General features: G+C 57.6%; 16 protein-coding genes. 7 read left to right on the top strand and 9 right to left on the bottom strand.

Translation table 11 applies throughout. From position 1 onward, the window contains the following. Positions 1-12: 12 nt before the first annotated feature. Both FHT86_RS33880 and FHT86_RS38325 read right to left on the bottom strand, forming a co-directional pair. Entirely contained in the window at positions 13-309 is a 297-nt protein-coding gene (locus FHT86_RS33880; RefSeq protein ID WP_133704353.1) for a DUF2934 domain-containing protein, read from the bottom strand. A 42-nt stretch (positions 310-351) separates the two neighbouring features. Beyond that, entirely contained in the window at positions 352-552 is a 201-nt protein-coding gene (locus FHT86_RS38325) for a hypothetical protein (protein ID WP_133704354.1), read from the bottom strand. Between the two features lie 202 nt (positions 553-754). Here FHT86_RS38325 and FHT86_RS33875 point away from each other — a divergent pair, with 202 nt between their 5' ends. From FHT86_RS33875 to FHT86_RS33845, 7 genes are all read left to right on the top strand, one after another. Beyond that, positions 755-1,021, top strand: coding sequence for a hypothetical protein (locus FHT86_RS33875; RefSeq protein ID WP_133704355.1), 267 nt, complete (start codon positions 755-757; stop codon positions 1,019-1,021). A gap of 949 nt (positions 1,022-1,970) precedes the next feature. Further along, a complete protein-coding gene (locus tag FHT86_RS33870; protein WP_133704357.1) occupies positions 1,971-2,288 on the top strand; it encodes a PepSY domain-containing protein in 318 nt (105 codons plus the stop codon). 39 nt (positions 2,289-2,327) lie between these two features. Further along, positions 2,328-2,936: a general stress protein gene (locus FHT86_RS33865; protein WP_133704358.1), complete on the top strand. Its 609-nt coding sequence runs from the start codon at positions 2,328-2,330 to the stop codon at positions 2,934-2,936. 56 nt (positions 2,937-2,992) lie between these two features. Then, on the top strand, positions 2,993-3,496 hold the full coding sequence (locus FHT86_RS33860) for a ferritin-like domain-containing protein (RefSeq protein WP_133704359.1): 504 nt from the start codon (positions 2,993-2,995) through the stop codon (positions 3,494-3,496). Positions 3,497-4,138: 642 nt separating this feature from the next. Beyond that, positions 4,139-4,954 carry a sulfurtransferase/chromate resistance protein gene (locus FHT86_RS33855; protein WP_133704360.1) on the top strand — a complete coding sequence of 272 codons (816 nt, stop codon included), beginning with the start codon at positions 4,139-4,141 and terminating at the stop codon, positions 4,952-4,954. 1 nt (position 4,955) lies between these two features. Continuing rightward, positions 4,956-6,365 carry a chromate efflux transporter gene (gene chrA, locus FHT86_RS33850; RefSeq protein ID WP_133704361.1) on the top strand — a complete coding sequence of 470 codons (1,410 nt, stop codon included), beginning with the start codon at positions 4,956-4,958 and terminating at the stop codon, positions 6,363-6,365. Next, positions 6,362-7,414 carry a Cj0069 family protein gene (locus FHT86_RS33845; protein ID WP_133704362.1) on the top strand — a complete coding sequence of 351 codons (1,053 nt, stop codon included), beginning with the start codon at positions 6,362-6,364 and terminating at the stop codon, positions 7,412-7,414. Before chrA ends, FHT86_RS33845 begins: the two co-directional genes overlap by 4 nt. A gap of 999 nt (positions 7,415-8,413) precedes the next feature. On the opposite strand, the gene FHT86_RS33840 is transcribed toward FHT86_RS33845, so the two are convergent. From FHT86_RS33840 to FHT86_RS33810, 7 genes are all read right to left on the bottom strand, one after another. Further along, positions 8,414-8,608, bottom strand: coding sequence for a hypothetical protein (locus FHT86_RS33840; RefSeq protein ID WP_133704364.1), 195 nt, complete (start codon positions 8,606-8,608; stop codon positions 8,414-8,416). 73 nt (positions 8,609-8,681) lie between these two features. Then, entirely contained in the window at positions 8,682-8,939 is a 258-nt protein-coding gene (locus tag FHT86_RS33835) for a DUF982 domain-containing protein (protein WP_133704365.1), read from the bottom strand. Between the two features lie 123 nt (positions 8,940-9,062). After that, on the bottom strand, positions 9,063-9,311 hold the full coding sequence (locus FHT86_RS33830; RefSeq protein WP_246779792.1) for a hypothetical protein: 249 nt from the start codon (positions 9,309-9,311) through the stop codon (positions 9,063-9,065). A gap of 199 nt (positions 9,312-9,510) precedes the next feature. After that, on the bottom strand, positions 9,511-10,530 hold the full coding sequence (locus FHT86_RS33825; RefSeq protein WP_409527644.1) for a DUF1254 domain-containing protein: 1,020 nt from the start codon (positions 10,528-10,530) through the stop codon (positions 9,511-9,513). A 221-nt stretch (positions 10,531-10,751) separates the two neighbouring features. Next, positions 10,752-11,036, bottom strand: coding sequence for a hypothetical protein (locus FHT86_RS33820; protein WP_133704366.1), 285 nt, complete (start codon positions 11,034-11,036; stop codon positions 10,752-10,754). A 168-nt stretch (positions 11,037-11,204) separates the two neighbouring features. Next, positions 11,205-11,696 carry an SRPBCC family protein gene (locus FHT86_RS33815; RefSeq protein WP_133704367.1) on the bottom strand — a complete coding sequence of 164 codons (492 nt, stop codon included), beginning with the start codon at positions 11,694-11,696 and terminating at the stop codon, positions 11,205-11,207. Next, on the bottom strand, positions 11,677-12,039 hold the full coding sequence (locus tag FHT86_RS33810; RefSeq protein ID WP_133704368.1) for an ArsR/SmtB family transcription factor: 363 nt from the start codon (positions 12,037-12,039) through the stop codon (positions 11,677-11,679). Before FHT86_RS33810 ends, FHT86_RS33815 begins: the two co-directional genes overlap by 20 nt. Positions 12,040-12,820: the final 781 nt, after the last annotated feature.

Raw genomic sequence — 12,820 nt, 5'->3', positions numbered from 1 at the left:
GGTTATCTTCTGTCATTGGGGCTTTTCGCCCGTAGTAATCTCGATTTCCGGCGCGGGCGCATGGGCACTCCGGACACCTCTGGTTCGAGACGAATCAAGATCGCCGCTCTCGCCGGCACCTTGGAGTAGAGCGGCATCATCGCGGTCGTCTTCGTCCAGAAGGTCTTGTAACGTCTCATGCTCGTCCTCGCCATCCAGCTCATCTGCCGCTTGTAGCCAATGGCGCAGATGCGAGCCCTCTGGGCGGCCCTCGTCCTCCCAGATTTCATATGCGCGGCGACGAATTTGCTCGTGCTTGTCGTTGGCCATAACTTCCTCCAGTTTCTTGCCGTGCCGAAATCCCCACAGGCCCTAGTCCGCTTTTTGTCTCAGTGCGTCCGAAACTTTCTTTTTCGCGGGATCGCTATTGCTCTCTCCGACCGCATCCCGAGCCGTATCGGGATTGTCCTTCGCCGGCATGTAGCCGGGAGGTATGTTCTCTTGCGGTCCCTCCCAACGTGGAGATTGTTCGGTGGTACCTGGAGTGCCGTCCTTTGGTGAGTTCGTTCCCATGATAGTCCTCCTTCGCTGAGGAGCTAACACAAAACCGCAACCACGGTTCCAGCTTTGCCAGGTACAGAACCGATTGAGGACAAAACGAACTCGGCCCGGCATCCGCAATGAGGCGGGATTTTCATCGATGCTCGTCATCCAAGCCTGGAACAACCGGACAAAGATCACGTTTGGGTATTCCCATATGTCCAGGAGTAGTCTCATGCGTCACGTTGTTGGCTTTACAAAAACGATCACAGAACAGCCGTTCCATATCATCGAGGATCAATCACTTCAGTTCAGCGTCGGACAATTCGTTAAAATCGCACCGTCCGATGATTGGCTTCAGATCTACCAGATCGGGACACAGGTTTGTGTGGACAGGCTTTATATGACTGTCATCGTCGGTGATCCGCTCCCTGGCGGATCTCTAGGCAATGGCGAGAGTTGGTCGGGTGCTGTGGACTGGACCAAGTCATATCCGCAATGACTTCGCTTTCGAAACTGATTCTCAACAAAGCAGATTGAACACGAGAGCTTTATGCCGCGCTACCTGTCCGCACGCTGGGCATCGGGCGCCTTGCGGGGTATCTTGCCGAACGAATCTGGGCCGGCGACCGCTGGTCTTGAGCCGGCTGGCGAAGCTTCAGTCCGGGGGGCGATTGAAATAAACATTCCCGACGAAGGTCGTTAAAACCGTGTGCAAGGCTCGTCACGCCGAGGACGATGCTTGCCGCCAATCGTGGGGCTGATGGGGCAAAGGTAAGCCTCCAACCCTTGCTGTACATTTTCGTGTGCAATGCAACCAAATCGGCGCGAAGACGTTAGCATCTGTCACTTCCATTCCGGCTTAATCAGTCGGAACAACCTCGCTCGTTAGTCGTCGATGACACCAATCGGCAACGAACTCCCCTCTTCGAGAAGGAGCCCCGTGATCGTCAAGCTTTGATCGATCATTCGGAAATTGTTTTTCGAGTACTTTTGCTACGACCTCGGCGGAGTAGGGCTTTGATATAAAGCTCGCACGTGCTGGCAGTTCGCCAGACTTAGGCATCCCAGCGCCCGATACCACGATGATCATGATGTGCGGCCACCGATTAGCGACTTGCTTGGTCAGATCGAAGCCATCCGTGCACCCCGGTGTCTGAACATCTGTGAATAGAAGTTCCAGGGCTGCGTCGGCGGAGGAACTCGAACGCCTGATCGGCAGTTGCGGCCTCCATGACATGGTAGCCGGCTTCGCTGATGAACGGAAAAATCCCATTCGATGCCGGGGAAGCCTCCTCTCTAGCCGTGCGGCGATGAACGTGGCCAGCCAAAGCAACTCCCGATTCTCATTCGAAGAGAAACTCTGCTCCTGCGCGGGAACATAAAGTCACACGGCGAGTTCGGAGCCCACGAACCTGTGAACTCCCATTCAGAAAAACGAGGAAACCCCAATGAAAACGATGATTTTGGCCACGGCGTTTGTTGCAGCGTCGGCATTGACCGCTATCGCCCAGACGACGCCAGTACCTTCGACGGATGGAAACACTCCTGCAGTGGCGACGCCAGACACGAAGAACCCGACCGCTCCCGTTGCGGGTGCCAACAGCTTCACCGAAGCGCAGGCCAAGGATCGCATCGCGAAGGCCGGCTACACCGACGTGACGGGCCTGAAGCTCGACGAAAAGGGCGTCTGGCAAGCATCCGCGACCAAGGACGGGAAGGCTGTCAAGGTCAGCCTCGACTATCAGGGCAATATCGTCGCCATGTGATTGCCTACAGCGATCGAAACCAAATTCAGGAGAAATCTTATGAAAACTGTTACCGGACTATTCGACGACTATGCGGACGCAAGCTCTGCAGTGAGCGCTCTGGAATCTGCAGGCGTACCATCCAACGACATCAGCATCGTCTCAAACAACGCGGACGACCGCTATTCCACCAACCAGTCCGGTGCCAGGACGGGTGCTGAATCGGGCGCTGGACTGGGAGCGGTCGTTGGCGGCGCCGGCGGCCTGCTCGCCGGACTTGGCATCATGGCCATTCCCGGCGTCGGCCCCGTCGTCGCTGCCGGCTGGCTTGCCGCAACAGCGGCCGGCGCGGTTGCAGGCGCAGTCGCGGGCGGTGCGGCAGGCGGGATCATCGGCGCCTTGACGGATTCCGGAGTGTCCGAGGAGGACGCCAATCTCTATGCGGAAGGCGTCCGTCGAGGCGGGTCGCTCGTGACCGCGAAGGTTGACGACGCCCTGGCCCCGGAAGCCGAGGCGATCCTGAGGCGCTCAAACTGGGTCGACCCCGTGCAACGCAGGGCCGCCTACAAAGAGGAGGGATGGACGAGATTCGACGACTCGCTCGATCCGTACGCACCGGACCAGATCGAAGAAGAACGCAACCGATACCACCGTCCGCCGACGGTATGATCGACGGGACGATATCGCCGTTCGACAGCGAATTCATCTAACTCAAGGAGCCCATCATGGCCAAGGAAACAAAGACTCTCGACGTGCTTTTCCACGATACTTTGAAGGACGTGTACTTCGCCGAAAACAAGATCGTGACCACATTGCCGAAGATGTATGACGCCGCCAAAAGCAAGCAGCTCAAGGACGCCTTCACCAAGCATCTCAGCGAGACGAAGGTCCATGTGCAACGCCTGGAAGAGGTCTTCAAGATCATCGGAAAGAAGCCGGAGCAGAAGACCTGCGACGCGATGATGGGCATCGTCAAGGAAGGTTCCGGGATCATGGAAGAGTATAAAGGCACACCTGCTCTCGACGCCGGTCTCCTCGCGGCAGCCCAGGCCGTCGAACACTACGAGATGTCGCGCTACGGCACGCTGAGAACTTGGGCGCTTGAACTTGGCATGAAGGACGCCGCAAAACTCCTGCAGACTACATTGGACGAAGAACAGGCGACGGACATCGCCCTCACTTCGATTGCGACAAAGGTCGTGAACCAGAACGCTGAAAAGGCGGCCTAATCTGCCAAAGAGGTCCAGCCTGCGCGACGGTTGGACCTCTTTGATTGGGGAAATGCAGGCCGCGCCGCCACATAAAAGCTTAGCGAGAACCAGTCATCCACAATTGGAGTTCGAATTTCGCAAATATTTGGTTGTATTGTCAATTTGTAGTTCTTCTCAAGGTAGCAAATCTCTGCATTGCGCAGCGGAGCGTAGATCAAGCTCATCGAGGTGCCACCACGATACGCGAAAGCGAGAATTGGCGCCTATCGGAAGCCGCAATAGAAGGAAGTGCGACCTAATAGCCTCTGCAGGCTAGACACCAACCAAGCAATCTGCGCATGGCCACGCAGCAGCAGCGGAAACATATCGCCAAGAACACAATTCAGCTCTTCGCATTGAACGGCATCGGGACCTGACATGCGTTCAGCAGCAAGCGCCCAGCCACGCTCGACGCGCCCACCCACATGAATAATTTCGGCTAGTTAGATCGTTGTCGGTCTCTTGACGGCATCCACTATTCCAGCGCGAGGTAACGGCAACCTTGGCGGTTGACAGAACCGAGGCCCATTTGCATAACCGATGAATGGGGTTGCGATCGCCCCACGAGGCTACGGCCGGAGAATCGCGTCCTTTGAACCCGAGCAACCGGAGGGACGCGTTATGCCGTCATTTCTTGAGATTTCCCCCGATAAGCTGAATCGAATTCTTGGAACCCCGAGTGCGCCTGTCATCGTTGACGTGCGCACCGACGAAGATTTTAACCGTGATCCTCGGCTCGTTCCCGGCTCGATTCGTCGTAGCCATGCCGACGTCACTGCCTGGAGCGGCGACCTCACCGGACCGGCAATCGTTGTCTGTCAGCAAGGTCGCAAGCTCAGCCACGGGGTTGCAGCCTATCTCCGGCATGAAGGCATTGACGCGGAAGTGCTGGAGGGTGGATTTGAAGCCTGGATTCGCGCGCGAGGCGTCGCCGTGCCTGTCGACAAGCTGCCTTCACGAGACGAGCAAGGCCGCACGGTCTGGGTAACTCGATCTCGGCCGAAGATCGACCGCATCGCCTGTCCCTGGCTGATCCGCCGTTTCGTCGATCCTGCAGCGGTGTTTCTGTTCGTACCGGCATCGGACGTCTCAATGGTTGCGGACAGGTTCGGCGCAACGCCTTTCGACATCGAAGAGGTATTCTGGAGTCATCGCGGCAAACTCTGCACCTTCGATGTCATGGTAGAGGAGTTTGGTCTTGCAACGGAGCCGATAATGCGGTTGGCGACGATCGTTCGCGGTGCGGATACGGATCGGCCAAACCTTGCGCCTGAAGTCGCCGGCCTCCTCGCCGCCTCGCTCGGTCTGTCCCGCATGTTCAACGACGACCTCGAACAGTTGGAAGCGGGCATGCTTCTTTATGACGCCTTCTATCGGTGGTGTCGCGACGCAACTGGCGAAACGCACAACTGGCCCAACGCCAAGGCGGGCCAATGATATGGCAACCATCGTGGATGAAAATGCCGGGTCCCCCGGAGCGGACAATCACGCGTTGCCATTCTCCGAAGCGGTCAAGGTGTGGGCCAGAGTAGCAGCACTGAGCTTCGGCGGACCCGCCGGCCAGATCGCGGTCATGCACAGGATCGTCGTCGAGGAGAAGCGTTGGATCGGCGAGGAACGTTTCCTGCACGCTCTGAACTATTGTACGCTGCTTCCCGGTCCCGAAGCCCAGCAGCTCGCAATCTATATCGGCTGGTTGCTGCACAAGACCAAGGGTGGGCTTGTCGCAGGAACGCTGTTCGTGCTGCCGGGCGCTGTCGCGATCATGGTGCTGAGCTGGATCTACGCGATCTTCGGCAATGTCGGGGCGGTCCAGGCATTGTTCTTTGGCCTGAAGTCAGCGGTTCTCGCCATCGTGCTTGGCGCGGTTCTCCGGATCGGCAGCCGATCGCTGAAAAATAACGTCATGATCGCGCTGGCGGCGGCCGCCTTTATCGCCCTGGCGTTCTTCCAGGCCCCGTTCCCATTGGTCGTCGTCGTCGCCGGCCTGATCGGCTTTATCGGCGGCAAAGCGGGATGGGCGGCGTTCTCGACGGCGGGCGGCCATGGAAAGATCGGAGATAGGCAGGTCGCCGACGCCGACAGCCTTCTCGGCGAAGGCGTGCCCGCCCACGCGCGTCCGAACGCGGCCTGGCTGCTAAAGGTCGGGGTCGTCGGCGCGATCGCCTGGTTCGGCCCGATCATTCTGCTGTTCGCGTTCCTCGGGCAGCACAACGTCTTCTCGGACATCGCTGTATTCTTCTCGAAGATGGCGATGGTGACCTTCGGTGGTGCGTATGCGGTGCTGTCGTATGTCGCCCAAGAAGCGGTCAACCACTATCGATGGTTGAAGCCCGGCGAGATGTTAGACGGCTTGGGCCTCGCGGAAACGACGCCCGGCCCTCTGATCATGGTGACGCAGTTCGTCGGATTCATGGGTGCCTACCGCGCACCCGGCGGACTGCCTCCACTGCTTGCCGGTACCCTGGGCGGACTGTTGACGACCTGGGTCACCTTCGTCCCCTGCTTCCTGTGGATCCTGCTTGGCGCACCATTCATGGAGACACTGCGCCGCAACAAGGCACTTTCGGCGGCGCTCGCGGCGATCACTGCCGCAGTAGTGGGCATCATCCTCAATCTCGCCGTATGGTTCGCCCTGCACGTCCTGTTCTCCGAGGTCCGGAAAGTGAGCGGCTTCGGCATGTCGCTCGACGTGCCGGTGTTGTCGTCGGTCAACATCCCGTCCCTCGTTTTGACGGTCTGCGCGGTCGTTGCTGTCTTCCGTTTCAAAATTGGCCTTTTGACTGTGCTGGCAGCAAGCGCGCTTGTCGGGATGGCGTATGGTCTGACTTTTGGAGTTTATCAATGATCAGCTCATCTCCACGGATAGCGATCGTCTGGCGCGGCGACCGCGAGGCTCGGCGTGCCGCGACGCCGCGAAACAACCGCTTTCACCGAATCTTCGAAGAACTTGCGGTGGCGGGGCTTAATCCGGAGCCTGCCGTATTCGACGAGGAGTTCGCAGACGAAGTTCTCGATCAGCTCCTTGACGTCGACGCCGTGCTTGTCTGGGTGAACCCGTTGGATAACGGAAAGACGCGGGCGGTTCTCGATCCCCTTCTGCGAAAAGTGGCGAAAGCAGGCCGTTTTGTGAGCGCGCATCCGGACGTGATCCTCAAGATGGGTGTCAAGGAGGTGCTCTACGAGACCAGGCATATCGGCTGGGGCGTCGACACCCATCTCTATCGCACTGCTGCAGAGTTCCGCGAGGCGTTCCTACCGAGGCTTCGAGCCGAAGGGCCGCGCGTGTTGAAGCGGAACCGGGGCAACGCTGGCCAAGGTATATGGAAGGTCGAACTCCTGGAGGCACTGCCAGGTGGTCCAACTTTCGTCCAGGTGCTGGAAGCACGCCGAGGCAGCGTCCCTGAAATGTTAGACCTGGCTGACTTCATCGCCCGTTGCGAGAGCTATTTCGCGGAAAATGGTTGTATCGTGGATCAGCCATACCAATTCCGTCTACTTGATGGAATGATCCGCTGCTACATGTCCGGAGAAAGAGTGGTGGGCTTTGGCCACCAGTTGATTAGGGCGCTGGTAACGCCGTCGGCAGGTTGCACAGAATTGTCGGAGCCCGGTCCGAGGATCATGCATCCCGCATCCGCGGAACCGTTCCAAACCTTGAGAACAAGAATGGAAGAGGAGTGGACGCCGGAAATGATGTCGACACTTGGCATTGATGCGATGTCGTTGCCGATCATCTGGGATGCCGACTTCCTTTACGGACCACCTGACGCTTCCGGCAACGATACCTATGTGCTCTGCGAGATCAACATCAGTTCGGTTTTTGCTATCCCCGACGAGGCCCCTGCGGAGATTGCACGCGCCATGGCATCGCGGTTACGCCTACCCGCAATCTGAAGATGGAGCCCCCGGTAGGCCGGCTAGACCGGTTGGGGAGCGAACAAGTCTTACGCTCCCAGCGCGCGGTACAAGTCTGCATGAGATTTTGATGCCGCGGACCTATTCCGCGGCATCACCAACGTGGATTGGTTACAATTTGTCCAGGAACGACATCAGCTTGTTATCCGCTCTGAAGCGCCCGCTAGCTAGGTCTTTGAGGGGCGTGATCTTGGCCAGCGCCGCCTCCTTGATCGCCAAATGAGCGTGCAGATAAGGCTGGGTCGAGCGGGTGGATTCGTGGCCAAGTTAAAGCGAAATCACCGTGCTATCGACACCGGGATCGAGCAGTTCCATTGCGGCGCTATGTCGCAGCTCATGCGGTGAGATTCGTTTTGCCCGAAGTGAGGAGCGTTGGTGGTGTCCTGGAGCTGAAGAGACACAGGACAGAGGCGAGAGCCTCCCTGAATAGGCTGTAGCCTCAGGTGCCCCTCAGGACACCCCTACGTTCCTCGTCTCGGTGCTTCAGAAGATCAGCCGTATCGTCGGCCTCGTCCTTGTCTTCAAGCCATGCAACCTCAATATCGTGGAGCACGACCACATCTCCGGTGAACACGTCGATCACCGACCAAAACCCAAAGCCTGTCTTCCTGGGGCGAAACCTCCGGGTCTTCATAAGGTGACCTTAATGTGCTCCCCAAGTGTTTGCGATCGTCTTTTTTGTCGCGGGAGAGGTTCAGTGCAGAGTAAGGTCTCCCCTACGGATCAGCTCGTGGCGGTTCAGGAGATCAACCATGTAGTCTGCCTCGTCGGCAGTGAGGCAGCCGACAAGTACTCCATGGATAACGACGGGTTCTCCGGTGAGTACGTCTACCACCGTCCAGTAACTGTTGTGCTGGTTCTTCTTGACGTCGTACCTGAGCGTCGCCATAGGGCGATTTTACCGCTACTCCAGAATGTTTGATAGAAATTTGTGCGTCCCACCGGGTTTGGAATAGATACCACTCCTACTCGGAATGCTCAGTCCCGTTCGAGGCCCTTCCGATGCAGCACGTCTTGCAGGTTCATCAGGTCGACCAGATAGTCCGCCTCCTCGTTGGTGAGGCAGTCGACAAGAAGTCCATCGACAACGACGGCCTGCCCGGTAAACACGTCGATCACCGACCAGTAACTGTTCAAGTCGTTCTGCCTGAGGCCGTACCTTATGGTCTCCATGAGGAACCTTAGAGGGATCACGGAATGTATTAAAGAGATTTCTTATGTATAATCGATGCGAGACACAGCATTATTACGACGGCTTGAAGAAAAATATCCCCGCTTCCTGTGCGGCTGCCAGGAAGGCGCTGCGGGCGTCATCAACCGAGACATTCCCTTCGCGGGCATCAAGCAGCGCTTGTTTGGCGGCCTCAAAAATCTCCCCGGTCTCTTCTCCCACCCACTCCTGCAGCATGTAGTGGAATGCTCTCTCTGTACTGTTGATTGTGACGTATCTGCCGACCTGACGACATTCAATTGTGATTGGTTGGTTCCACCATTGGCGTGCCATTATCGTAACCTCCCGATGGGAAAACAAAAGCACAGCGAACTGGTTCCGTGTGGTGCACTCGGAGCACTGCGGTCGATTTCGACCATCGAAGGAAGGGGCCGCACGGGCCTCCCATCTCAGGGATTACTGAAGGGTAACCTTTGCGTTTCTCAGGCAGTCTTCAAGGTTCAACAGGTCGCACAGCTCATCTGCGTCTTCTCGGTCGAGGGCGCTGAGTTCCTGACCATCTAGTACAACGGTCACGCCGGTGAAGATGTCGTAAACCGACCAGCCATTGCCCCATTGGTCTTTATCTACGTCAAACCGAGGGTGGGCCATGGGTGATTTTAACGCAACCCAGGAATGTTTGGAATAAAATTCTTTGCGACCCATCGGATATGCCGCTCGCGCGGCGACCCCTCTCAGAACGGCGTTTCGTGGGACAAGCGCCGAGGACGAGACAGTAGCTGGGGAAGCATGGTCAGCGCTTGGGAGATTCGATACGCACGCAGAAGAAAGTGCGCAACAGGCGTCAGTGGAAGATCGCTCCAACATCCGGAATACGCCAAAGGGAGCCACCGCCTGACACGCATCAATCAGCCGCAACCGGCTCCGGAAACGTCCATTTCCCGTCCAGTATATTGGGGTGGGGACGATAGAGCCTGACGGTGTAGTTCCAGCCGGGCATGATGGGCAGGCAGTTGATCGTCTTGGCGTCGCAGCCACCGAACTGGATATCGGTCGAACCGTCCGCACCCTTCTTCGCTGTAATGTTGTTGAGCGAGTAGGCGTTTAAGTCGTTCTTTTGGAAATAGCCGTCCGCATTGTAAAGGCTGATGGACCAGAAGCCATCGACGGGAACATCGCCGACATGGAGCTTGTAGACGGTTTTGCCGTCGTTCTTGGGCAGCGTGAAGTTGAGGTAAATTGCATCCTTGGGCGGATTGCCGCCCCATGTGGTGGCGGCCGATATTAGATGTTGAATGGGATCGACCTGCTTTCTGGTTCCGAACGAACGGCTTGTATCGGTCAGCGTCGTTCCAAGATCAATGAGAGCCTTGCGAATCTTGCTTTGGCTCGCCTGGTCCCATTTGGGAACCTCGAACGCACCGACAGACCTCTGCTCGACTATCAGCTCGTCCTGAAGGGCGTGGGCCGCCTCCATGTCAGCGGGATTGGACGGGTCGACCAGCGTCCGCACACCAACCAGCATGTACCGCGTGCCAATCTTGTTCCTTGTGAATGTGTGCGGGCCTGGCTTGTAGGTCGCTGGTGGTGAGTACATGTCCTGGCTGATCGCCTGCATAGACATGAAGCGTTTGCCCGAATCCGGAAGCGTGATTGTGACCGGTCCCGCATCGAGATCGAACACTGCCGCCGAATAGAGTGTGTCACGGTTCTGGCGGATGACCGTCTGTGCGTCGACAGGCGAGAGATCCCGATGATGTTCGAACTTTCCAAAGCCACCTTCCTTCAAGGCGACCGCGCTGAGATAGAGGTCACTCTCGGCGCGAACGAAGTTCTCCACGGTGACAGGTACGGTGTCATCGGCCAAGGTCGGACGAACGAGGCTCACCACGAGCGCGAGGCCAACCGTACCGATATTGAGTATTCGACGCACGTGACCACTCCTGTCTGGATGATCGCTTTGCAGCAAGTCTCGTCAGGATTTGCTCGAAATGGGAAGAACCTGGCCCTATGGCTGTATCAATCCCCGAGTGGAGCGGAAGTACGTTACAGTAAACGCGAGCGTAAATTCGATCAGTGGCCACTATGGGCCAACTGCGGAAGACGGTGGTCTTCCGCTTAGCGCCATCAGGTCGTCCCGCAAAATCACACGCTCTCGAAATAGGTACGTTGGATCAGAACCCATTCGTCAGGGTATGGCTCGTGATCTTGGCGGTGTTCCGTCTGGTACTCACCCCAGCCCTGAAGACTCCAGTATTTCGTCATGACATCGAAATGGCTATGCCCAGTTATCTCGCCAGCCTTCACAGCGTCCTCGGCAAGTAGCGACCTAAACTCGGCTCCCATGGGACCAGCAAGACAAAGGCCAGGGAGCATCTGACCATCAGGCTCCGGGTCGAGCCAGATTTCATGGACCAGTTCGTTTTTCATTGCGATGTTTTACTTCAAGAAGCCCTCTCTCGGAAGAAGCGCAATCGCCGCTCTGGGCCGGAAGCGGAAACCAAACTGGCCTCGAATAGCAAACTTCAGGAAGCAGTCACGCTGCGCCAATTCCCTGTTTCGTCCCTGTTTGAGGCATGGCCGATTGAGTTGAAGCAGTCACATGCTCACGGCGAGGGTGATGAGAAGTTCATCCAACTGCTCGAACTGTTCGGGCATCGCGTCTTCCATGCCGACGAAAGCCTCGTCGAGCGCTTCCTTGGAGGGATAGAGTTCTTGCAGGACAAGCAACGTCCTGCCGTCCTCTTCCTCGAAGGTCACCGTGGTGACGGCGGCGTCATCGCTTTCGTCATTGGTCCAGACGAGGCGCGAAGGCGGCGACACTTCGAGATACTTGCCGAAGAAGGCCATGGAGTCCGAAGCGTCGTGTCCGAACGCGATGCGATAGCTGCCGCCAGTGCGAACATCCATCTCGCAGGAAAGCAGGGGGACGCCGCTCGACTTCGGCGCCCACCACAGCTTGAACAAGTCGGGTTTGGTCCACGCGTCAAACAGGAGGCGAACCGGGCCGTTGAAGGTGCGCGTCACGACGAGTTCGCGCTCGGACCTCCGTTCGACCGCCGTGCGGCCGTTACTCGCTCTGTCTCCCATCGACTTTCTCCTTCCGTTTGAGGGCCTCGACGACTTCATCCAGCGCGTCGAAGCGGGCGTTCCAGATCTGGCGGCGCGCTTCGATCCAGGCCGCCTCTTCCTCGAGCCCGCGCAGCCCGAGCCTGCAGGTCCGCACGCGCCCGACCTTCTCCGTCGTAACCAGCCCCGCCTGCTCCAAGACGCCGACGTGCTTCTTCATGCCCGTGAGGGTCATGTGGAACTTCTCTGCAAGCTCCGTGATCGAAGCATCCGCACTCCCGAGCTGCTCCAGAACGCCGCGTCGAGTGGCGTCCGAGAGCGCGGCAAAGGAGGCATCAAGGCGAGCTGTCGAAAACTGAACCATCTAGTTCAGTGTCTAGCATACGGATCGGCGTCATTCAAGGGGCCGAGATCGGCCACCAGGCGATCGGCGAGCAGCAGACCTTCCAAACGTTCACCATGGGCCGCGTGGCGGCGATTGCGTTATCGTTTACCCGTCCATTTGGGACGTTGCGGCGTCTAACCTGAGTTGGCGAAGTCGGTACAGATTTAACGATTGCTCCAAAAGCTTAGAGGGACGCGCCCATCGAGCCCACATTCAAAAGACATCAAACCGTGGAAGATCATCCGTGGCCGATCGATAAGGAGGGCGTTCAGAATCGAACCCTGATGGGGGATATCAGCGGGTGGCGATGTCCGAAAAGCCTAAACTTGGCGGAGTCTCGGCTTCAGGTCGCCGTCCTGGAAAATCCGAGCCCAAGGGGCGGCGCGTTGACCACGCCGTGAACATCTCCTAATTGAAAAAGGGCGTCACTTCTTTTCCCACTTGGGCTCTTTTCCGCCAAGCCTGCAAGCGCTGCTATTCAGATTCAAAATGCCAATACCCTCAGATCCAGCCTCATTGCGAAACAGATGCCGCTATTTCAGCGTCGACGATCTCATGACAGACGCCTCCTTCGCCGCTGCTCTCCGCGAAGCCGCACTGGAGTTGCTGGCAATCCACCGCAGAGCACCTAGAGTCGTGCGTTATGTCGCCGATCTGCAGAAATAGTTGCTCAGCCAGGCGACATTGGCAATGCATTTCGAGCGGAAACTCAACCCAGCCTGCCCGCCGGTAACAGCTTCCAATCTCGCAAAATTCTTGG

Origin of the sequence: Rhizobium sp. BK313 (assembly GCF_014193655.1) — a bacterium.
In the GTDB taxonomy this organism is placed as follows: Bacteria; Pseudomonadota; Alphaproteobacteria; order Rhizobiales; family Rhizobiaceae; genus Rhizobium.
Note: the sequence above shows the minus strand (reverse complement) of the source record. Positions and strands in the feature narration are given on the sequence as shown.